Source organism: Pseudonocardia sp. TMWB2A, from assembly GCF_017312135.1.
In genome coordinates this window covers 1,124,502-1,145,518 of the sequence record NZ_QKQY01000001.1, presented here as the reverse complement: position 1 = coordinate 1,145,518, position 21,017 = coordinate 1,124,502, and the positions used below count along the sequence as shown (strand labels likewise).

Here is a 21,017-nt window from a genome sequence, read left to right as displayed (position 1 = left end):
TGCCGCTGACGAACGGACATAGTGATGGAAATGAACGGGACGATCATCATCTTGGCAGCGATTGCCGCGTTTTTGGGCTTCCGCCTTTATACGCTGTTGGGCAAGCGCACCGGCCATGAGCAGGAGCCGATGATGCCGCGCAGCGAACCGCGCCCCGAAAGCCGGACGGTGCCGCCGGTGTTGCGCCCCAATATCGAAGAAGAACTGCAATCGCCCAATAGCGGCTATATTCCGGCGGAACTTCTGTTCGAACCGCGCGCCGAAAAGGGCTTGCGCGAAATCATGCTCGCCGACCGCGATTTCAATGTCGGGCCGTTTATCGACGGCGCGAAGGCGGCCTATCGCATGATTTTGGAAGCCTATTGGTCGGGCGACCGCGCGACGCTGCGCAGCCTTACCGATGACGATACTTATGCCGCCTTTGTCGAAGCGATTGAAGATCGCGAAGCGCGCGGCGAAACGCTCGACAACCGCTTGGTCACGATTGACCATGTGATTCTCAAGGATGCGGATTTGCATCGCGGCCTTGCGCGCCTCACTGTGCGGATTGATGCCGATATTGCTGCGGTGACGCGCGATGCGGACGGCAATGTGCTGGCCGGATCGCTCACCGATGCGGTGGAAACCCACGATGTGTGGACCTTCTCGCGCAATCTTTCGAGCCACGATCCCAACTGGAAGCTTGACGAAACCGACGAGGCCTGATTCAGATTGTCGCCGGGCCGGCTGTGCAAGCCGGACGCGATGGAAAGGCGACGATGATGAGCGACGGGCTTTGGGTAAAGGGCGGCAAGCAGCATAAAGTTGCGCGCGATTATCGTGCACGCATGGGCGCAGGGCTTGCGACCATTTTCCTGCTCGCTTCGTGTAGCACGGTCGTGCCGCCAGCAGGGCCGCAACAGCCCAAGCCGCCGACCGCTCCGCTCCCGCTCACCGCGCGCGATGCCGGGGTATTCCGTGCGCAAAGTTTTGACGATCTCGGCATTTCGGCGCCCAGCGCCAATGCCGCGCTCAAAGCCTTCATCACCAGCTGCCTCGCCTTGCTCAGCCGCACCGATACCAGCGGGTTGACCGTCCAGAGCGACTGGAGCGCTTCTTGCGCCGCCGCGCGCAGTTTCACCGGTTCCGACGCGCGCACCTTCTTCCGCGACCAGATGACGCCGGTGCGTATCGGCGACGGCAAGGCGTTCGCCACCGGCTATTATATCCCCGAAATCAAAGGCTCGCGCACGCGCCAGCCGGGCTATGAAACGCCCATCTATAAACTCCCGCCCGATCTTGTCCCCAAAGACACCGCCGCTGCGCGCGCGGAAGGCATTGACCTTACGCCATTCGGCTCGTCCGCGACCGGTACAAAATTGCGCGGGCGCTATGTCGATGGCCAATATCGGCCTTATTATACGCGCGGCGAAATTGTGAACGGGGCGCTGGCGAATAAGGGGCTGGAACTGGCTTGGGCCGCCGATCCGGTCGAGCTGTTTTTCCTCCATGTCCAAGGTTCCGGCAATCTGCGCCTGCCGGACGGGAGCGTGATGCGCATCGGCTATAATGGCGGCAACGGCCAACCTTATGTCGGCATCGGCAAGCTGCTCAAAGATCGCGGCGCATTGGGGCCGGGGCAGACGTCGATGCAGGGCATTATGGATTATCTGCGCGCCGACCCTGCGCGCGGCGCTGCGGTGATGGACGAAAATCCCAGCTATATTTTCTTCCGCGAATTGGCGGGCGGCGCGGTCGGTGCGATCAATACCGAAGTGATCGGACGGGTGACAGTTGCCGCCGACCCCAAATTCATTCCCTTGGGCGCGCCGGTATGGCTCGACCTTGACCGCAACGAAGCCGATGGCTTGTGGGTTGCGCAAGATACGGGCGGCGCGATCAAGGGCGCAAACCGCGTCGATACTTTCTGGGGCGCTGGCGAAGACGCGCGGCGGATTGCGGGCGGTATGTCGGGGCGCGGGTCGGGACTGATTTTGTTGCCCAAGCCGGTCGCCGCCCGGCTTATCGCGGGCCGGTAGGGCGCGAAGTTGCGCGTCGATGAAACCGCCCGCCAAGCCACCGTCCAAGTCCCCTATCACAGCGGGCCGCCGCCTCCAGCCTGACGAAAGGGCGTTGTGGAACCGCGTTGCGCAAACGGTGACGCCGCTCCCCAAGCGCGCGCCTACAGTCGGGGCAATCCAGCCCGCGCTCGCGCCGCCCCCTAAAGCCTCGCCGCTCCAGCCGCGCCGTATCGAGTCGATGACGCCGGAGGAATGGACGATTGGCAGCGCGCTAACGGGCGGCAAAAGCCGCAGTGCAAGCGGGCTGGTGTCGACCAGCCGAGCTCAAGCCCAGATCCAGGCCAACCGCTTGGCACCGGGAGGGGCCACACTGGATGGCGGCTGGGATAAAGGCTTCCGGCGCGGCGCAATCCGCCCGGACCGCAGCATCGACTTGCACGGCTATACGGTCGATCAGGCCCATGCGCTGCTCGAGCGCGCGATTGCCGCCGCCTTGGCCGATGATGTGCGCGTGCTGCTGGTGGTGACGGGCAAGGAGCCCAAAGGCCAGCCGCGCCACGATCCCGCCTATCATCAGCCCGCCTATCTTCCGGACGCGCCGCGCCGCCGCGGCATCATCCGCGCCTCGATCGCCGACTGGCTCGCCCATAGCCGACACGCGCCGATGATCGCCGCCGTCCGCAACGCACATCCCAGGGATGGCGGGGCAGGGGCGTTGTATGTGGTGCTGCGAAGGAAAAGGTGAGGGGAGATTACCCCAACGCCGCCACCACCACCCGCCGGTAAATCTCAACCAACTCATGCAAATCCGCGACCGCGACCGCTTCGTCGAGCTTGTGCATCGTGGCATTGATTAGCCCGAACTCCACCACCGGCACAATTTTGGTCAAAAAGCGCGCGTCGGATGTGCCGCCGCTGGTGGATAATTCCGGCTCTACGCCCGTCACTTCACGAATGGCGTCCGCGATCATCGCGGAAAAATCGCCGGGCGGGGTGAGGAAGGCTTCGCCCGAAATTTTGGCGATAATTTCGGCGCGCGGTTCTTCGTCATGGACGATGGCGGTCACCATCGCCGCCAACGCCTCGCCGGAATGGAGGTCGTTGAAGCGGATCGACAGCCGCGCCTGTGCCGACGAAGGGATCACATTGGTCGCCTGATTGCCGACTGCCATATCGGTGATTTCGATGTTCGACGGCTGGAACCAGTCGGTGCCTTCATCAAGGCAAATCCCGTCAATCCGCGCCAATATCCGCACCAATTTGGGGATCGGATTGTCGGCAAGATGCGGGTAGGCGACATGGCCTTGCACCCCCGGCACGGTGATCCAGATATTAACCGACCCGCGCCGTCCGATTTTCATCATATCGCCCAAGCGGTTGACCGAGGTGGGCTCGCCGACTAGGCAGAGGTCGGGTTTGATGCCCGCCTTTGCCATATGCTCCATGATCGCGACGGTACCGTGGACGGCGGGGCCTTCTTCGTCGCCGGTGATGATGAGGCTGAGCGTGCCTGCCTCGCGCGGAATATCGGCTATCGCGGCAACAAAAGCGGCAATCGCGCCCTTCATATCGACCGCGCCGCGTCCGTAGAGCAGGTCGCCCTTGCGCGTCGCGGTGAACGCATCTTGCGACCAGCCTTCGCCGGGCGGGACAACATCGAGATGACCTGCAAAGGCGAAATGGCGGCTGCCTTCGGGGCCGCGCCGTATGGCCAGCAGATTTTCGACCGGCCCGTCCGGTTCCTCCCCGTCAATGGTGCGCAGCACCTCGAACCCCATCGGGAGCAGCATATCTTCAAGCACATCAAACACGCCCCCGCGCGCAGGCGTCACGCTTTTCGCCTCGATAAGCGCGGCGGTGAGGGCGACAGGGTCAAGCGTGGCGGCGGCGTTGGGTGCGGTCATGGCGACGGGACTAAAGGCCGCGACGGAAATTGCAATGGGGATGGGGGGAGGGAAAGATTGCACCCCAAATCTCGTCATTCCCGCGAAAGCGGGAATCCATCTCCTGACCTCGAAATTATTATGCCTTCCGCGGCACCGTTTATCAAATGGCCAGGAGATGGATCCCCGGTCAAGCCGGGGATGACGAGACGGCAATGGCGGGCGTTATCCGCGCCCCTCACTCCGCCTGTTTTTCAAACTGTTCTATGACCCAATCTTCTTCCTGTGCGGCAGCAATCCAGTCCTGCATCCACGGATGCTGGACCACTGCCTGCATATAGGCCGCGGCAAAGGCCGGAACGGGGATCGAATAGGTGATGAAGCGGGTCACGACGGGGGCATACATGATGTCCACCGCGCCGAACGGGCCGAACAGATATTCGCCTTCGCCTTCGTGGCGCGCGCGGGCTTGCGCCCAAAGCTGGAGGATGCGGTTAATGTCCGCGACCACTTCGTCGCTGATCGGGGCAGGGGGATAAATCTGGCGGATATTCATGCCGCAATCGCGGCGCAGCGCGGCAAAGCCCGAATGCATTTCCGCCGCCATAGAACGCGCCATTGCGCGCGCTGGTCTCGCTTCGGGCCAGAATTTGTCCTCGCCCGATTTCTCGTCGAGATATTCGATGATCGCAAGGCTGTCCCACACAACCGTATCGTCGCCGTCCCACAGGATCGGCACCTTGCCGCGCGAGGGCGCAAATTCATCGCCTTCCCGCCGCTTTTCCCATTCCGCATCATAAAGCGGAACTACGACTTCCTCGAACGGAACGCCGGACAATTTACACGCAAGCCAACCGCGCAGCGACCAGCTTGAATAGGCTTTGTTGCCGATAAAAAGTTTCATGGTAGATATGTTTAGGAAAGGATGCGGCTAGGGTCACCCCCTTTTTGCCGCTTATTATGTAGTTTGTGTGATTGAATATTATGAAAAGATCAAAATCAGATAGGTCTGAACGCTTGTATGAGGCGGCAATTTTGACCCGCGAGCAAGTGGGTGGCGCACGGGGTTTTTGGCAACCTCTCATGCGGTCACTCGCGCTCCATGGTCATACCGATGCGATGATAGTAATAGCAGACTTGCTAACTGAAACAGGCTCGATTGTGCCGATGGAAGCCTTCGCCCTCTATTATCGCGCTTACAAAGCAGGGGATGGACGCGCCGCCTATAATCTAGCCATATCTTATTTTAATGTGAACGATCTTACACGCTATCGATATTGGTTAAAGCGTGCGAGCAACTTAGGATTTGAAGACGCTGCGTTGGAGTATAGCCTCTTTGAAACGAGGCTGCCGCATCCAACGGCGCGCAGAATTAGAAGACTCCGACCTTTAAGAAAATACGAAAAATATTGAAGCTTTTGTGAAGGATGTTGCTGGTGCAGATCGCCCTTCTGACCTTTGAAGAGTTCAACGAGCTGGATAGTTTTGTCGCGGAGGCATATTGAACCGCAAGCGCCGCTCTGGATTGCCGCGCCGCTTCGCGGCTCGCAATGACGGATGTGGTCAGCTTTTGGGAGGCATGGAGAGTCTAGCTCCAGCCTGACCTCAAACCTCCGCGGCTGCCAGCACCATCGCGCGCAGTTCGGCCATGCCATAGCCCGTCTCGCTTGAGGTCGCGAGGATGTCGGGATGCGCGGCGGGCCTTGTTTTGGCTTCGGCGGCGGTGCGTTCTAGGACGGCGGCGAGTTCGGTCGGCTTGATCTTGTCGGCCTTGGTCAGCACCAGATTATAGACGACGGCGGCTTCATCGAGCATCTTCATAATGTCGCGGTCAACATCCTTGATGCCGTGGCGGCTGTCGATGAGGACGAGGACGCGCTTTAATACCTGACGTCCGCGCAGATAATCATTGACCAGAAACCGCCATTTTTTGACCAGCTCCTTGGGCGCTTTGGCAAAGCCGTAACCCGGCATATCGCACAGCCGGAAAGCAGGCGGTTCGCCCACGTCAAAGAAATTCAACTCCTGCGTGCGGCCCGGCGTGTTTGATGTGCGCGCCAAGCCATTGCGGTTGGTGAGCGCGTTCAGCAAGGAGGACTTGCCAACATTGGAACGCCCCGCAAAGGCGACTTCCGGCACCGACGGGTCGGGCAGAAATTGCAGCGCAGGCGCGGATTTCAGAAAGGCGACCGGACCCGCAAACAGCTTGCGGGCCCGTTCGGCTGTTTCTGCATCCGGTTTCAAATCGTCACTCACTTCGCTTCCTTCGGCCCTTCATGGGTCACCAATTTGGTGAGCGGCTCTTTAAGCTGCGGATATTTATTATAGAGCAGCTTTTGCTGGGCGATGGTGAGGATGTTCGAGGTGATCCAGTAGAGCAGCAAGCCTGCCGCAAACGGGGCCATCACGAACATCATGATCCACGGCATGATCGAGAACATCTGTTGCTGGATCGGGTCCATCTGCTGCGGATTGAGGCGGAATTGGAGCCACATGGTAAAGCCGAGCAACAGCGCCAGCACACCGATGCCGAGGAAGGCAGGCGGGGTGAAATTGAGCAGGCCGAACAGGTTCAGGATATGCAACGGATCGGGCGCGGACAAATCCTTGATCCAGCCGATGAACGGTTGATGCCGCATCTCAATCGACAGCATCAACACCTTATAAAGCGCATAGAAAACCGGGATTTGCAAAAGGATGGGGAGACAGCCCGCAAGCGGATTAATCTTCTCTTCCTTATAAAGCTTCATCATCTCTTGCTGGAGACGCGGCTTGTCGTCCTTATATTTTTCCTGAAGCTGTTTCATCTTCGGCTGGACGATGCGCATATGCGCCATCGAGTGGAATTGCTTTTGCGCAATCGGGAACATCAACCCGCGCACTAAAAAGGTCAGCAAGATGATCGCCAGACCGAAATTGCCGACAAGGCCGACCAGCCAGATCAGCACCTTATAAATCGGCTTTTCAAAGAACCAGAACCAGCCCCAGGTGATCGAATAGTCGATCATCGGGATGAATTTGGAATAATTTTCGAGCGTGCGGGTTTCCTTGGCCCCGGCAAAAATCATGCTTTGCGAGGTCGCCATTTTGCCCGGCGCGATGATGGTATCATTGCCCGCGAAATTGGCTTGGTAGAGCTTCTTGCCGCCAAGGCCCTGGCTCGCACGGAATGCGCCGTTCACTTTGGCATTTTGCGCAGGAATAACGGCGGACAGCCAATATTTGTCGGTAAAGCCGAGCCAGCCGCCGGTCATGGTGCGGCCAATGCCGTTCGCGCCTGCCGCATCGACATCATCGAAATTGACGTCATAATCGGCGGCACGGTCAAACACGCCCATCGGACCGACATGGATGGTCCAGCTATCGGGATCCTTGGGGATGCCAAGGCGGTTTACATACGCATAAGGCGCAACCGACACCGCACCGGCGCCGCTGTTCGACACTTTCTGGTCAACGGTGAACAGATATTTGTCGTCAACCTTAAGGTCGATCTGGAACAATTGGCCCTCGCCATTATTCCACGACAGGGTGATGGGCGATGCGGGCGTCAATGTGGTACCGCTTGCGGTCCACACCGTATTGCTGTCGGGCAGCTTGATGCCCTGGCCGGTCCAGCCCAGCCCTGCAAAATGGGCATGGTCGGTGCCGCCCGGTGCAAACAGGCGCACATCGGGCGAATTTTTGTCGAGCGTTTCTTTATATTTGGTGAGGACCAGATCGTCGATGCGCGCGCCGGTGAGATTGAGCGAGCCTTTGAGCGTCGGCGTTTCGATGGCTACGCGCCCGCCCGGTGCGTCCGGCGTGGTGGCCAGCGCCTGCGCGAGCGGCACGGCTTTCTGCGCCGGTGCTTCTGCCGCTATGCCCGCGCCATTTTTGCCCGCGACGGTTTTGCCGTCCACCGTCTTGGTCGCGGCAGGCTTGGGCGCAAGTTGCGGAAAGAATCGCGGCGCGAGAAATTGCCAGCCGAGCAGAATCGCTGCGGTCAGCACCAGCGCGAGCATGAGATTATTCTTGTCGTCCTTCACCAGGATATATCCCTTGTTTTACGGCCCTTACAGTGCGGCCCCTATAGTCCGGCTCGCCTATAGGCAGCGGGTCGGTTGATTATCTAATCATGTCACGGGACCGGGTCATACCCGTGGCCCCCCCATGGATGGCAGCGCAATATCCGTTTTGTGCCCAACCAGCCACCCTTTAACGCCCCATATTTTTGCACCGCTTCGATCATATATTGCGAACAGCTTGGCGCATAACGGCAGGATGGTGGCAGGATACGCGACGGGCCCCATTGCCAGCCGCGCGCAACCAGCACAACAAGTAAGGCGAGCGGGTTACGGTTCAAGGTCGCGCCGCCCGTTTTAACGCATTTTTCAAATCCCGGCGCATCGCGTCAAAATCGCGCTCGACCGCGCTATGGCGGCCGATAAACACATGGTCGGCGCCCGCGATACCATAAACCGGCAGCAACTCGGCGGCGAGCGCGCGATAGCGGCGCTTCATCCGGTTGCGCACCACCGCATTGCCGATCTTCTTGGTAACGGTAAGCCCCAAGCCGATGGCGGCATCACCATCCTTGCGGTCATGGACAATCAGCAGCACCGAAGGGCAGGGAAAGCGCGCGCCTTTATTGGCGGCAAGAAATTCGCGCCGCGCACGCATCGTGCGAATCGGCAAAGCGGGACGTGCATCGGCAGGCCCCGCTTTGTCATATTGGGTGGAGTTCACTCCGCCGGAAAGGGCGGGCGCGGTCATGGATTGCTATCTACGACAGGCGTGAGCAATCGCGCGTAAAATTACGCGGACAGAACCTTGCGGCCACGGGCGCGGCGCGCGCGGATAACCTTGCGGCCACCGGGGGTTGCCATGCGGGTGCGGAAACCGTGACGGCGCGCACGCACGAGATTGCTGGGTTGGAAAGTGCGCTTCATCGCGATCGTCCTTAAATAATATCGTCAAAAAAGTGAAAGGCCGCGCACCCAACCGGGTCATGCGGCCGCCATGGGAGGCGCGATTAGGCAGATTCTTTGTAAAAGTCAACAGGGACTGGCGCAGAAAGGGCAGGAAAAGCGGCGGGGAAGGGGCGAGGCAAGAAGCCGACGAAGGGGAGGGCACGAAGTGGGGAAGGGCCGGGACACGAGGCGAGGATTCTTCTCCCTTGATGGGAGAAGGATGCGAAGACTTGGCAGCGTGCTGCCTAGTCGTAGCTGGATGAGGGTGACCTCTCCGCAATCGCACCGGCAAGTCGCTCCAGCACCGCCTCCCGATTATCCCGATAATCGTTATTCCAAAAGCGAATGATTTTATAGCCTTGCTGTTCAATGATTTGGCTTCTGTTCGCATCCACCGCTTGATTATGCTGACCACCATCCAGTTCGATAACCAGTTTCAGGCGATGCGATGCAAAATCTGCAATATAATGTGCGATAGGCACTTGTCGGCGGAACCGCATATCCGGCCAATATTCACGTAAATCTTTCCACAATTGTTGCTCCAATGGCGTTGCGTTTTTGCGTAATGAACGCGCTCTAGGAATAGATTTTGGCGGCGGTATATGCTTCATTTGCGGGATATTAGCGGAGAGAACACCCTCATCCAACTGCGTCTAGCCTCCTTCGTCGCCAAGACTTCATATCCTTCTCCCATCAAGGGAGAAGAAGGGTAACGCGCATTTCCTACCCTCCATCCTCTTGTTGTTTCGCTAACTCTGTCCGGCGTTTATAGCTTTCGCGGCGCAGGCCCCAGTCGGTCCATTCGCCATGTTTGGGCCAGCGGCGCTTGAACGCGACATAGCGTTTCTTGGCCCAGCGCGAATTCTGCAACACCAGCGCCAAGCCCAGCGCGAATACTACCAAGCCGCCGGGGCCGGGGATAACGCCGACCAGCGGCGCGGTGATAATCAGCAAAATACCGACGATAAACAGGCACAATCTTACCGTGCTGTTTTGCCGCCAGCGATGATAATGCGCCATCATGCTATCGAAAGTGGGACAGGCGGGGCGGCTTGACAAGAGAAAGGAGGTCACGCGCTTGAAATTTCATCTCGACTCCGGGGCGGACCGGCGTGTAGGAAGCGAGAACAAATAGGGAATGAGGATGCGCGGCGCCTTGGCCGCAAAGGGGGCTTGTCTGGTCGCACTGGTTCAAACCGTCGCTTATCTTGGCCTCGAGGCGCGCAGCGTAGAGGTGCAGTGCCAGCTTACGCCCGGTATGCCCTCGTTCAGCGTGGTCGGCCTTGGCGACAAAGCGGTGGGCGAAAGCCGCGAGCGGGTGCGCGGCGCGATTGCGGCGCTGGGTTTAAGCTTTCCGCCCAAACGGGTGACGGTCAACCTGTCGCCTGCGGACCTGCCCAAGGAAGGCTCGCATTATGACCTGCCGATTGCGCTCGCCTTGCTCGGCGCGATGGGGGTGATGGATGCAGAAGCGTTGCGCCATTATATTTTCGTCGGAGAATTGGGGCTGAACGGGCGGATTGCACCGTCGCCCGGGGTGCTGCTCGCTGCGCTCCATGCGGGCGCGCAGGAGATGGGGCTGGTCTGCCCGCTCGCCCAAGGCGCGGAAGCGGCATGGGCGGGCGAGGTCGAAGTGATTGCCGCGCCAGACCTGCTCGCGCTCCTCAACCATTTTCGTGGCACGACGCGCCTGCCTCCGCCCCAGCCGGGACAGATGGAAGAGCCGGTCCATGCGACCGACCTTGTGCAGGTCAAAGGCCAGGAGGTCGCCAAGCGCGCGCTCGAAATCGCGGCGGCGGGCGGGCATAATCTGCTGATGTGCGGGCCGCCGGGCGCGGGCAAAAGTTTGATGGCGTCCTGCCTTCCCGGCATACTCCCCGACCTGACACCCGCCGAGGCGCTCGAAGTGTCGATGGTCGCGAGTGTCGCCGGGACATTGGACGGCGGGCGGCTGGTGCGCACCCGTCCGTTCCGCAGCCCGCATCATAGCGCCTCGATGCCTGCGCTGGTCGGCGGCGGCTTGCGGGTGAAGCCGGGCGAGGTCAGTTTGGCGCATCTGGGTGTGTTATTCCTCGACGAATTGCCGGAATTCCAGCGCACCGTCCTCGACAGCCTGCGCCAACCGCTCGAAACCGGCGAGATAAGTGTGGCGCGCGCGAACAGCCACGTCACTTTCCCCGCGCGGGTGCAGCTTATTGCCGCGATGAACCCGTGCCGTTGCGGGCATTTGGGAGATCCGGCGCTCGGCTGTTCGCGCGCGCCGCGCTGTGCGGCGGATTATCAGGCCAAAGTATCGGGGCCGATGCTCGACCGGATTGACCTTCATGTCGAGGTCGAAGCCGTCACCGCTGCCGATCTGGTCATGCCGCCACCCGCCGAAGGGTCCGCCGAAGTGCGCGCCCGCGTGGTGGCCGCCCGCGCGCGGCAAACCGCCCGCTATGGCCCGGACGGCCCGCGCACCAATGCGGAATGTGACGGCAAATGGCTCGACACCCACGCCATGCCCGACGAGGCCGGACGCCAATTATTGGCCCAAGCCGCCGAAGCCATGCGCCTCTCCGCGCGCGGCTATACACGGATTTTGCGGGTATCCCGCACGATTGCGGACTTGGCAGGCGCGGATATAGTAAGCCGCGTCCATGTCGCCGAGGCGCTGAGTTACAGAAGGCAAGCGCCGCGGAATTGAAGGGGGGAAGGAGAGAAGGGAAAGCCGCGGAGCTTTACTCCTAATCTTCCCTGTATAGCGCGCCACCACCCCCCAACCGTTCGCCCTGAGTGGCAGCTTGGCCGCAGGACAAGCTGGTGTATCGAAGGGCCGGGGTGACGGAAACTATATTTGATTGCTGACAATGGGCGCTATTCGACCATCCTTCGATACGGCCCTTGCGGGCCTACTCAGGACGAACGGAGGAGGGAGAACATACCAAGCGTGATGAACGGACGGGGTAAATTTTGCGGCGGGCGAACGGCGGAGGGAGATTGTGGAGCGTCCCTCATGGAAAGGGTAAAGCGCGCGACCGTAAACCTTGGTGTAAGCAGCGCACACGTCAACCGCATGGCACGCGACGGTCCCCTCCATCACCCCGCGACGCTATGGTCCATATTATCCGTTACCAGATGCAGGTCCGTCGCTTTGTCGCGCTGGGTGAAGCGGCCATCGACTTGGGCTCCAGGTTCGATGGTGAGATTGTCATAGCTGACATCCCCCGTAATGCGTGCGCTGCGTTCGACGACCAGCAGCTTGGCGTTGATCGAGCCTTCGACCCGCCCCGCAAGTCGTGCGCTTTCGGCGGTAATCGCACCCGTGATGCGGCTGCCTTCGCCCTGCACCAGCGCGGCGCAGGTGAGGTCACCTTCGACCTGCCCGTCGACATGGAGGTCCACCGATGCGGCGATATTGCCGGTAATGACAACATCCGAACCGATGATCGAAAATGTGGTGTTGCGCCCCCCTGTGGCCATTCTAGAAGGGGGAGCCGTCTCTTCGTCTGTGAATTTGCCCCGCGAGAACATCCGTATCAGCCTCCAAAAATCTGCGAGGGTCCAGCGCCTCGCCGTTAAGACGGACTTCAAAATGGAGATGCGAGCCGGTCGACCGTCCGGTCGAGCCCATGCGCGCGATTTTCTGTCCGGCCGATACTTTCGCGCCCACGCGCGTGTCGAAACCGGAAAGGTGGGCATAGCGCGTCATAAAGCCGCTGCCATGATCGACCTCGACGACATTGCCATAACCCGACTTTTGCCCGACAAAGCTCACCACGCCGGGGGCCGAGGCCATGATCGGCGAACCGATGGGGCCGGGGAAATCGAGGCCGGAGTGCATCGCGCCTGCGCCGGTGAACGGGTCGCTGCGATAGCCATAGCTGGACGACGTCATCATGACGACCGAGGGCTGGCCCGAAGGAAGCGCCACCAACGCCTGTTCAAGCGATGCCATATGGTTGAACAGGCTGTTGAGCTTCAACATCACAGGATCTTTGATTTTTTTGATGAGGCGCGATTCCGGCAAAGGCAGGAACGGACCACCCATGCCTTGACGCGCATTGGCGGCAAGCACGGCGGGATTGATCCCAAGGTCGCGAATTGCCGCTTCGGCCCGCGCAGTGCGGTCGGTCGCAAGGCTCAACAATTGTGCCGCAAGCGCATCCTGTCGCACGCGGATGGCATCAAGCGCTGCGAGTTCTTTCGCGATGTCGGGCGTCCCGCCCTTAATCTGGTTGGCAGCAGCAGGTTTGATAGCAGGTGTTGCTTCGGGCGATGGCGGGGCATCGGGCGCAACATGGGTGCTCATCAACGCTTCGAGATATTTTTGGCGGGCTTCAAGCTCGGCGGCCGTGCTTTCCACACGGTCGCGATAGGCTTCCACTTTGCTTTCGGAGCGCGCAACGGCGACTTCCTTGGCCGCGAGTTCCGTGCGTTCATTTGCTGTCAAAACATGGCTGGTGAACATGAAGCCGGTGAAGCCGACCCATCCCACGACAAGCGCCGCAGCCGAGATGGCCGCGGTGCGCTGAGCTTTTGCAGTAATTTTCAGGAACTTCACATGGCCTTCTGTGCGAAGGAATAGTTCGCGATCCTGAAACAGGGAGGCAAGCCGCTGTTGCAGCGCTTCCCGTTTTCCTGAATTTTTCACGTGTTTACGACCCCGTGCTCTTATTGGCTCTGAAATTGATTGGGGGGCCTGTAACAGGAAGGGGACCGGAATCCGAATCATAGCCTCCGGACTCGTGACGAGTCGAAAGCGGTTTGCGGCCAGTCGAAGAAACTCATGCCTTTTGCGCATGAACCGAAAATGAACAAAATATCGTTCACGACATAATTACCATTTGCTGATACCATGATCTTTGCGGTGGAAATCAAATAAAATCAGGAAGTTAGCCTTATGGCGGTTACCGATTCGCAAAGTGATTCGCAGAACAGTAAATCTAATTTTACAAGTGAAAACACAGGTTTCCCACCGCAAAATGGTTCCAAAACCAGTGCCGGAACCGGTGCCGGAACCAGTGCGGAAACCGGTTCGGAAATCTCGCCGGTAAAGCCGCCGTCGGGCTGGAGTCCGGTGGTCGGCTGGCTGGGTGTTGCCGGTTTGCTGGTCTGGGTGACCATCGCGCGTCTCTATGGCATGGATGGCCGCTATTCGGCGCTGACCTGTGTGCTGGCGGCGGGGATACCGATGGTCGCCTGGTCGATCTTTGTCGACAAAGTCCACCGCAATCCGACCACCGGCATTGATTGGGACGGCCCGCCACGCGCCTTTGCCGACATTAAGAGCATCAGCTTTACCAAAATAGCGGGGCTATGGGCGACCTGGGCGATTATCGCCTTCGTTTATTGCATCGCGCGCTGGTATTGGCGCGGCGATTATGTGTTTGCGATGGATGTGCTGATGGGCTGGATGCCCTTTATCGCGCTTATCACCATCCCTTATGTAATCTGGCTCGACAGGCGGTTGCGCGAACCTAAGGACGGCGCTTATGCGTTCGGCGCATGGTTGCTCGGGCGCAAAGACGCCGATCGCGAAGAAATTTACCGCCACTGGCGCGCTTGGGGCGTCAAAGGCTTTTTCATCGCCTTCATGCTCTCGATTGTGCCGGGCAATTTTGCGGGCATCATCAATATGCCGCTCGATCAAATCGAAGGCGATCCGGTGCGGATCAGCATGGCGCTCATCAACCTTATGTTCCTGTTCGACGTGCATGTCGCGATGGTCGGCTATTTGCTGACGATGAAGCCGCTGGATTCCCACATCCGTTCGGCCAATCCCTTCCTTGCCGGATGGGTGGCCGCGTTAATCTGTTATCCGCCCTTTGTGATGATGGGCGAAGGCAGCATCCTTGATTATCGCCACGCCACCTATGGCGATGGCAGTTGGGCGCAATGGATGGCGGGCCAGCCGGTGCTGCTCGCTGTTTATGGCGGCATATTGATATTTTTGACCGCTATTTATGCGTGGGCGACGATTGCGTTCGGTTTGCGCTTTTCCAACCTCACCCATCGCGGGGTGCTGACCGACGGGCCTTATGCCTTTGTCCGGCATCCGGCCTATATTTCCAAGAATAGCTTCTGGTGGCTCGCGACCTTGCCCTTCTTTGTGACCAACGGGAATATGGTCGACATGGTGCGCAACACGGTGATGCTGGCGCTGGTGAGCGGCGTTTATTATTGGCGCGCCAAGACCGAAGAAAAGCATCTGCTCGCCGATCCTGCCTATGTGGCGTATTGGAACTGGGCGGAACGTTATGCGCCGGTGACCAAGACACTCAACCGCCTGTTCCGCAAGACGCCGAGGACCGCGGTGTTGCGGACGGACAGCCCGCCTGCGTTGTAGGTCGAGGCTGGCTTTAGATTTTTCAGGTCCGTAGTCCTGAGCTTGTCGAAGGACGGCGCGCAGTACTGACAAACGCCCTTCGACAAGCTCAGGGCTAACGGTTTTGGATAACAGCCCAAGGCTCAGGGCTAACGGTTTTGGATAACAGCCCAAGACCAACGGTTTTAGGGAAGGGCTAATAGGGTGTCGATTTCCCTCAAAACGCCATTTCGTCATAGACCGGGCTGACATCACCGTCCCATGCACCATGATAGAGGTCGAGCAATTTTTGCGCAGGGACTTTACCGGTGCGCACCGTATCGCGCAGCGGCTCCAGAAAGCCGCTTTCATTTTCGCCCATCGAATTGACCTCGCCGCGCGCGACAAGGCCTGTGGTGGAAATGTCCAGCACTTCGCCCGCTATATCGATCAACTTGCGGCCGCCGGGGATGGGGGCATCGAGGCCGAGTTTCGGCACGCTGTCGCGTAGCAACTGGCGTTCTTCCATCGTCCAGCCCTTGACCAGATCCCATGCCGCATCGAGAGCGCTCTGGTCATAGAGCAAACCGACCCAGAAAGCGGGGAGGGCGCAGATGCGTTTCCACGGGCCGCCATCCGCGCCGCGCATTTCGAGAAAGCTTTTGAGACGCACTTCGGGGAATGCGGTCGAAAGATGGTCGATCCAGTCGCTTTCGCGCGGCAATTCACCGGGCAAGACGGACAATTCGCCCTTCATAAAATCGCGGAAGCTCAAGCCCGCCGCATTGATATATTTGCCGTCGCGATAGACAAAATACATCGGCACATCGAGCATATAGTCGACATAGCGTTCATAGCCGAACCCGTCTTCGAACACGAAGGGCAGCATCCCCGTGCGGTGCGGATCGGTGTCGGTCCAGATATGGCTGCGATAGGATAGATAGCCATTGGGCTTGCCCTCGGTGAAGGGCGAATTGGCGAACAGCGCGGTCGCAAGCGGTTGCAGCGCAAGCCCGACGCGGAATTTTTCGGCCATATCGGCTTCACTCGAATAATCGAGATTGACCTGGATGGTGCAGGTTCTCAGCATCATGTCGAGCCCCATGCTGCCCACTTTGGGCATATGGTCGAGCATGATTGCATAGCGGCCCTTGGGCATGATCGGGAGGTCGGCGCGGGTCTTGTCCGGCCACATGCCAAGGCCCAAAAAGCCCTTGCCCAGTTCGCCGCCCACTTCCTTGACCTGTTTCAAATGCCGTCCGGTTTCGGCGCAGGTCTGGTGGAGATTTTCAAGCGGTGCGCCGGAAAGTTCGAGCTGCCCCGCCGGTTCAAGGCTCACCGCGCCATCACGGCCCGACAGTGCGATGATATTGCCGCCCTCGACGATCGGCTCCCAGTCATAACGTTCCAGCGCCACGAGTAGGTCGCGGATGCCGCCCTTTTCGTCATAAGCGGGCGCATGATGGTCGCGCACATCGAACACAAATTTTTCATGTTCGGTGCCGATCCGCCAGCGTTCCTTGGGCTTTTCGCCCTTCTGCATGGGCAAGATGAGTTGGTCCCGGTGTTCGATGACCGGGTCCGCTTTGGCGGTGTCGGTGCGTGTGCTCATGGCCTTTCCCTAATGCCAAGTTCGGGGCCGGGCAAAACAATTTATCCTTGGGCCGACTAGGCTTAATTTATCCGCGCGCGAAAGGTTATGATGAAGCGCGATGCGGTGCCCCCATTTTGCGGGTTTTGTACGCCTTTGGGGTTGATGCAGATAAAGCGCACGCGCGGATCATAGCCACTGACTGGCTTATAAGTGCATTGCGACAGGCCGGTCGGCGCACTCAGACCATCGGAAAAACGGACATCGCGATTATAGTCAAAGGATAATCCCGACCTTGTGCCGCTGAATAGGACAGGGTGGATACGCGGACCATTGCCATCGGCATCCCCATGAAAATAGGTGAGGCGGTAGGGGACTTTATCGATCAGAAAAACACTATCATTGTCCGGGCTGCCAGCGCCATGGTTCGATACGGTGATGGTATAGAGTATATCATTGCCGGGGATCATGAAGTCGCCCAAAAATTGTCCGGTTACAGGCGCAACGCTTTTGTTCATCGACATATCCGGCGTCTGTGCGACGGTCACATAAAGGTCGGCACCGCGGAAGGTTGATGTTCCGCGCGATGTAGAATCGCACAAGCTCAAAGACCATTGGCCCTGCGCATTTTGTCCGTTGAAGGAGGCTAGCGGGGAAGCGGGACGATAATTGGCGGCATAAGGCGGCGCACTTAAAGAGCCTTCATGCATTATGTAGGCCGACACAGGTTGTGCCGCAGAATCATCCAGCAGCGCATTGAAATTATCTTCATTCTGGCCGACGCCCGAAACCAATTGCACTGTGGTCCCTGCAGGCGACTTCAGCGTGACTGTCATATCCTGCCGGAAATTGGTTTCAATGAGGAGGCCGATATTAATATCGCTGACGGTTCCACTCGCCGTTACGGAAAAGGTGCGAATTAAAGGCGCAGCCGGACAATTTTGGTTAAAGCCACCCGCGCTTATATTGGGATAGCTTTGGGTCTGCGCGTGCGCGGCGGACGATAGCGCCGGGCCGAATGCACATAATATCACTGCTGTTATGGTTAGAATTCGCAGGGGTAACAGAAACTGGAGACATGACGTCATCAGTTCCTGCTACCGTAAACATCAATGATAATCCACTTATTTGATCAATGTTCGCAATAGGATGCTGAACTGGCTGTTGGGGTTCATCGCGCCTTTGGGGTTCACGCGCACATGGCGGATAGCGGGGTCGGTGCCGTCAGCGCCTGCTACCGGCACATAATTCCAGTTGGTGCCATCCGTTGAAAAGGAGACATCGTCGGTGGTGCCAGCAAGGCTGGTATAGGTATAGGTCAAGCCGGACGTGCCGACAGTCCATCTTACCGGCAAGGTGCATTGACCCACGGCCGCCACGCACAAATTAATCTGGGACGGCAAAGCATCGGTAACGATGACGCTGTTGGAATCCGCCGTCGTCGCAGGGCTCTTCACATCGATGGTATAATCGACATATGAGCCGGGGATCATTTTTGGGTTGGTCGTCAGATTGGCCGGATCCCACACCGGTGCCGATGTTTTGGTGACCGTCAACGGGCCGACAAAGAGATTGGTATAGGTGCAGGTCGTGGGCGTGTTGCTCGCCTGAATGGTGATGGAGCGTCCCGGTGCACCGCTCGCCAAGGGGGTACCGCCGGTACAGGAAACGGTCGTATTATAGAGCGCCGCCGTTGCTCCGCCGCCATAGGTTTCCGCCGGAAGCGTGATGGTTTCACCTTTATAAAGGTTCACATAGCTGCCCGTGGTCGCCGTTGGCGCGGTCGAGGTGAAGGTCGGATTATTATTAATCGCGCCGATTGTGGTCGCACTCGCTTGATGGCCCGCCGTGCCGCCTGTCCAGTTTTTGGCAAGTTGCACCTGCTGCGTTTCGCAATTCGCCGTATAGATGCGGAAATCGTCCCACCCGGCAATGGATTTCCCGCCGGTTCCCGTCGCATTATAAAGCAAGACACGAAAATAGTAGGTCGTATTGGGTTGCAGCAACACGCGCGATGACGGGTTTATCATCAGATAATAATATTGATAACCGCCACTCGTCGCGAAGGTCGTGGTCACATCCTGCAGAGCGGTTTGAGCGGTTGCAAAGGTCGAGCTGGTCGACACGAGCACCGAAAACTGGAAATTATAATAGTCACTATAAGAGCCACTATTGTGGATGCCCCACGCGAGCGCTTGCAACGCGCGGTCGCCCGGATTTGCGCCGGTGGTGACCTTATAGTCGAGATAATCGCCAGCGCTAAAAGCTTGGGCGGCGGAGGTCGTATCGACCATGCGCGTGACGCCAATTGTATTGAAAGGAATCAAGGAAACGCCCGGACCCGCGACAATCTGATTACTTGACGGGAAGTCCGCGCCAAATTCATCCTGATTGATCGTATTGGCAGGCGTATTATGCGTCCAGCCAGCATTAAGTGTTCCCAGTGCATTCGTCATCGGATTAGCCGACGGGCAGGTCTTTGCGCCCGTCCACACCGGCGGTAATAGCGGCGGGGGGAAGGGGATGCTGTTGGTAAAAATACAGGTGACAGCACCCGATGGCATCGTCATCGTGCGCGACGTGCCGCTGCCCCCGGTTGCGACATTGCTCCCGTCACTATCGCGGGTGCAGGCAAAGTTCGTCGTATAGCTTGCGGCGTTACCGGTCGTAAAATTTTCCTGAAGCGTAATCGTACTGCCTTGCCGCCCGGTTGCAGTCGCATTGGTATCAGTTGCGGTGCCTGCTTGGGAGGTGCCGCCCGTCGCTCCCGTGCCGCCGCTAATGGTCAGATTGACCGCATTATTGCGGAGGGGGTTCGACCATCTTTTCATGAGTGTAATGCCATATTGCGGGATCGGGGCATTGGTAATGCGACAGCTAATCTGGGTGCCGCCCGGAATTGTCCCCAGCGTCACGGTTTGACCATTGATTGTTGCCGTAACACCATTGGTACAAGACACGCTGTTAAGCTCAAGCGCCGCATTGCTGGAACTTGTTTCCTGTATCGTCACCGGTGCAGAACTCATTGTAAGCGCCGGCTGCGCGCCAGTGGTGCCCGTGTCGGTATCGCGTCCGACGGCTGTTCCTGCTGTCACCGTTGTGATCGAGAAGGTCGATTGGTCTCCCGCAGTTACAAGATTATTGTCGAGGCCGGTCGTTGTAAAGCCGAACGTGCCGACGCCGCCGTTTGAGACTTTGTCGAGACAGACAGAGCGCGACTGCAACGAGACATTGCGGACATACACATCGTCGGTTTCGCCAGCAGGCATTCCATTTCCGACACGTTGGACGCCAATTGTGAATGTTCCGTTGGGATTCGAGATATCGTCCGGCAATTGAATTCTAACGGTAGCCCAGTTGAATACCGCGGTGCCGGTCACGTTGGACGGATTCGGCGCTGTGCCAGAGAGGATCGTCGCCCCGTTTTCCGCGACCAATTGCACATCACCCCGTGGTCCTGGGGCCGAAGAAGTGGACAGCCCCTGATAGGAAGATGTGTAGAGTGAGGCATAAATCACGCCATCATATTGCACCACCAACCGCGCTCGGTTGCCGTCCCAAGGTGTTGTGCTCCCGCTGTTACGCTGGGCATTATTCCAAGCCATATCAAGCTGGACCACGGAGCCGCCCGAAACGCGGGTAATATTCTGCGAAATCGTGTCAAAGCTGGTGGGAACGGTGACAGTGGCGGTGCCTTGGTTGGCCCAATGCTGCGCGCTTGGGCTGCCGAGCGAGTTGGTTGTCCAAGCGCCTGATGTCGGAGAAAGAGTCCATCCGGTAAAGCTGTTCGCCAACGCTCCATTGGTAATGCGTTGCGGAATAGCGGTGCAGCTTTGCGCATAGGCTTGAGATGAACCCAAAGCATAAGCGCTCAACAGGAACAGGCCGAATAAAATGCGTGCGAAGCGGGGGAATTTTGTTCCGGTCGGGTGCACATCTGAGCTGCGCTTTTTATGCGCAGACAAGCCCGAATAGGTGCCCAAAGTGAGTAGGGCAGCGCCAAGCCGTGACAAGATGCATGTGCCGCCGATTTGGACTTGTTGAACACGCTCCTCCACTTGCGCGGAGGCGGAATTTGCGGAAATCATTACCCGTTCCATAAACATAATCAGAAAATTACCGCTTTTCTTGTCGAAAAAGGGTTAATATCCAATAACCGGTAATCAAAAACACGCACAATGCTAAACAATTTTACATTTGCAAGGCTGTGCTTGTCACATCTTAAAGGGGGATAATCAGGACGATAGAGCAGCCTCCGCACCGCCCTTGCTGCAATTTTCGCCGGTTTTGAGCCTCTTCCCTCCAACT

20 protein-coding genes are annotated in these 21,017 nt (G+C 58.5%); 6 read left to right on the top strand and 14 right to left on the bottom strand.

Annotated features, from left to right (window positions below; all coding sequences use genetic code 11):
• The first annotated feature begins 30 nt into the window (after positions 1-30).
• From DMP17_RS05305 to DMP17_RS05295, 3 genes are all read left to right on the top strand, one after another.
• Positions 31-705, top strand: coding sequence for a Tim44/TimA family putative adaptor protein (locus tag DMP17_RS05305; RefSeq protein ID WP_337828018.1), 675 nt, complete (start codon positions 31-33; stop codon positions 703-705).
• A gap of 56 nt (positions 706-761) precedes the next feature.
• Positions 762-2,018 carry a murein transglycosylase A gene (gene mltA / locus DMP17_RS05300; protein WP_337828017.1) on the top strand — a complete coding sequence of 419 codons (1,257 nt, stop codon included), beginning with the start codon at positions 762-764 and terminating at the stop codon, positions 2,016-2,018.
• A 220-nt stretch (positions 2,019-2,238) separates the two neighbouring features.
• Positions 2,239-2,745, top strand: a complete 507-nt coding sequence (locus DMP17_RS05295; protein ID WP_337828016.1) for a Smr/MutS family protein — start codon at positions 2,239-2,241, stop codon at positions 2,743-2,745.
• A gap of 7 nt (positions 2,746-2,752) precedes the next feature.
• On the opposite strand, the gene dapE is transcribed toward DMP17_RS05295, so the two are convergent.
• Both dapE and DMP17_RS05285 read right to left on the bottom strand, forming a co-directional pair.
• On the bottom strand, positions 2,753-3,904 hold the full coding sequence (gene dapE / locus DMP17_RS05290; RefSeq protein WP_337829760.1) for a succinyl-diaminopimelate desuccinylase: 1,152 nt from the start codon (positions 3,902-3,904) through the stop codon (positions 2,753-2,755).
• A 217-nt stretch (positions 3,905-4,121) separates the two neighbouring features.
• Positions 4,122-4,787, bottom strand: coding sequence for a glutathione S-transferase family protein (locus tag DMP17_RS05285; RefSeq protein WP_337828015.1), 666 nt, complete (start codon positions 4,785-4,787; stop codon positions 4,122-4,124).
• 71 nt (positions 4,788-4,858) lie between these two features.
• Between DMP17_RS05285 and DMP17_RS05280 the strand changes: the two genes are divergently transcribed.
• Entirely contained in the window at positions 4,859-5,296 is a 438-nt protein-coding gene (locus tag DMP17_RS05280) for a hypothetical protein (RefSeq protein ID WP_337828014.1), read from the top strand.
• A gap of 192 nt (positions 5,297-5,488) precedes the next feature.
• On the opposite strand, the gene yihA is transcribed toward DMP17_RS05280, so the two are convergent.
• The 7 genes from yihA to DMP17_RS05245 all read right to left on the bottom strand — a co-directional run bounded on the left by yihA (position 5,489) and on the right by DMP17_RS05245 (position 9,855).
• Positions 5,489-6,139, bottom strand: a complete 651-nt coding sequence (yihA, locus tag DMP17_RS05275; protein ID WP_337828013.1) for a ribosome biogenesis GTP-binding protein YihA/YsxC — start codon at positions 6,137-6,139, stop codon at positions 5,489-5,491.
• On the bottom strand, positions 6,136-7,908 hold the full coding sequence (gene yidC / locus DMP17_RS05270; protein ID WP_337828012.1) for a membrane protein insertase YidC: 1,773 nt from the start codon (positions 7,906-7,908) through the stop codon (positions 6,136-6,138). The genes yihA and yidC overlap by 4 nt, the downstream gene beginning before the upstream one ends.
• Positions 7,909-8,000: 92 nt before the next feature.
• Positions 8,001-8,195 (bottom strand): membrane protein insertion efficiency factor YidD, encoded by a 195-nt coding sequence (gene yidD, locus DMP17_RS05265; RefSeq protein ID WP_337829759.1) that lies wholly within the window; start codon positions 8,193-8,195, stop codon positions 8,001-8,003.
• A 26-nt stretch (positions 8,196-8,221) separates the two neighbouring features.
• Positions 8,222-8,635, bottom strand: coding sequence for a ribonuclease P protein component (rnpA, locus tag DMP17_RS05260; RefSeq protein ID WP_337828011.1), 414 nt, complete (start codon positions 8,633-8,635; stop codon positions 8,222-8,224).
• 41 nt (positions 8,636-8,676) lie between these two features.
• Positions 8,677-8,811, bottom strand: coding sequence for a 50S ribosomal protein L34 (gene rpmH, locus DMP17_RS05255; protein WP_337828010.1), 135 nt, complete (start codon positions 8,809-8,811; stop codon positions 8,677-8,679).
• A 266-nt stretch (positions 8,812-9,077) separates the two neighbouring features.
• Positions 9,078-9,443, bottom strand: a complete 366-nt coding sequence (locus DMP17_RS05250; protein WP_337828009.1) for an endonuclease domain-containing protein — start codon at positions 9,441-9,443, stop codon at positions 9,078-9,080.
• Between the two features lie 112 nt (positions 9,444-9,555).
• A complete protein-coding gene (locus DMP17_RS05245) occupies positions 9,556-9,855 on the bottom strand; it encodes a hypothetical protein (RefSeq protein WP_337828008.1) in 300 nt (99 codons plus the stop codon).
• A 133-nt stretch (positions 9,856-9,988) separates the two neighbouring features.
• On the opposite strand from DMP17_RS05245, the gene DMP17_RS05240 reads away from it, so the two are divergent.
• Entirely contained in the window at positions 9,989-11,518 is a 1,530-nt protein-coding gene (locus DMP17_RS05240; protein ID WP_337828007.1) for a YifB family Mg chelatase-like AAA ATPase, read from the top strand.
• A gap of 392 nt (positions 11,519-11,910) precedes the next feature.
• On the opposite strand, the gene DMP17_RS05235 is transcribed toward DMP17_RS05240, so the two are convergent.
• Both DMP17_RS05235 and DMP17_RS05230 read right to left on the bottom strand, forming a co-directional pair.
• Complete coding sequence (locus DMP17_RS05235; protein ID WP_337828006.1) at positions 11,911-12,294, bottom strand: bactofilin family protein; 384 nt, start codon at positions 12,292-12,294, stop codon at positions 11,911-11,913.
• A 1-nt stretch (position 12,295) separates the two neighbouring features.
• Entirely contained in the window at positions 12,296-13,465 is a 1,170-nt protein-coding gene (locus DMP17_RS05230) for a M23 family metallopeptidase (protein WP_337828005.1), read from the bottom strand.
• 249 nt (positions 13,466-13,714) lie between these two features.
• Here DMP17_RS05230 and DMP17_RS05225 point away from each other — a divergent pair, with 249 nt between their 5' ends.
• Entirely contained in the window at positions 13,715-15,160 is a 1,446-nt protein-coding gene (locus DMP17_RS05225; RefSeq protein WP_337828004.1) for a methyltransferase family protein, read from the top strand.
• 196 nt (positions 15,161-15,356) lie between these two features.
• Here the strand turns inward: DMP17_RS05225 and DMP17_RS05220 are convergent, their stop codons facing one another.
• From DMP17_RS05220 to DMP17_RS05210, 3 genes are all read right to left on the bottom strand, one after another.
• Complete coding sequence (locus tag DMP17_RS05220; protein ID WP_337828003.1) at positions 15,357-16,730, bottom strand: glutamate--cysteine ligase; 1,374 nt, start codon at positions 16,728-16,730, stop codon at positions 15,357-15,359.
• Positions 16,731-16,792: 62 nt separating this feature from the next.
• Positions 16,793-17,743, bottom strand: a complete 951-nt coding sequence (locus tag DMP17_RS05215; protein WP_337828002.1) for a proprotein convertase P-domain-containing protein — start codon at positions 17,741-17,743, stop codon at positions 16,793-16,795.
• Positions 17,744-17,833: 90 nt separating this feature from the next.
• On the bottom strand, positions 17,834-20,809 hold the full coding sequence (locus DMP17_RS05210) for a prealbumin-like fold domain-containing protein (RefSeq protein WP_337828001.1): 2,976 nt from the start codon (positions 20,807-20,809) through the stop codon (positions 17,834-17,836).
• Positions 20,810-21,017: the final 208 nt, after the last annotated feature.

Bases quoted from the DNA above. Each gene is read 5' to 3' on its own strand.
- DMP17_RS05295 (WP_337828016.1), top strand. From the start codon at position 2,239: ATGACGCCGGAGGAATGGACGATTGGCAGCGCGCTAACGGGCGGCAAA.
- dapE (WP_337829760.1), bottom strand. From the start codon at position 3,904: ATGACCGCACCCAACGCCGCCGCCACGCTTGACCCTGTCGCCCTCACC.
- DMP17_RS05225 (WP_337828004.1), top strand. From the start codon at position 13,715: ATGGCGGTTACCGATTCGCAAAGTGATTCGCAGAACAGTAAATCTAAT.
- DMP17_RS05250 (WP_337828009.1), bottom strand. From the start codon at position 9,443: ATGAAGCATATACCGCCGCCAAAATCTATTCCTAGAGCGCGTTCATTA.
- DMP17_RS05305 (WP_337828018.1), top strand. From the start codon at position 31: ATGAACGGGACGATCATCATCTTGGCAGCGATTGCCGCGTTTTTGGGC.
- mltA (WP_337828017.1), top strand. From the start codon at position 762: ATGAGCGACGGGCTTTGGGTAAAGGGCGGCAAGCAGCATAAAGTTGCG.
- rnpA (WP_337828011.1), bottom strand. From the start codon at position 8,635: ATGACCGCGCCCGCCCTTTCCGGCGGAGTGAACTCCACCCAATATGAC.
- DMP17_RS05220 (WP_337828003.1), bottom strand. From the start codon at position 16,730: ATGAGCACACGCACCGACACCGCCAAAGCGGACCCGGTCATCGAACAC.
- DMP17_RS05245 (WP_337828008.1), bottom strand. From the start codon at position 9,855: ATGATGGCGCATTATCATCGCTGGCGGCAAAACAGCACGGTAAGATTG.
- rpmH (WP_337828010.1), bottom strand. From the start codon at position 8,811: ATGAAGCGCACTTTCCAACCCAGCAATCTCGTGCGTGCGCGCCGTCAC.
- DMP17_RS05285 (WP_337828015.1), bottom strand. From the start codon at position 4,787: ATGAAACTTTTTATCGGCAACAAAGCCTATTCAAGCTGGTCGCTGCGC.
- DMP17_RS05210 (WP_337828001.1), bottom strand. From the start codon at position 20,809: ATGGAACGGGTAATGATTTCCGCAAATTCCGCCTCCGCGCAAGTGGAG.
- DMP17_RS05235 (WP_337828006.1), bottom strand. From the start codon at position 12,294: ATGGCCACAGGGGGGCGCAACACCACATTTTCGATCATCGGTTCGGAT.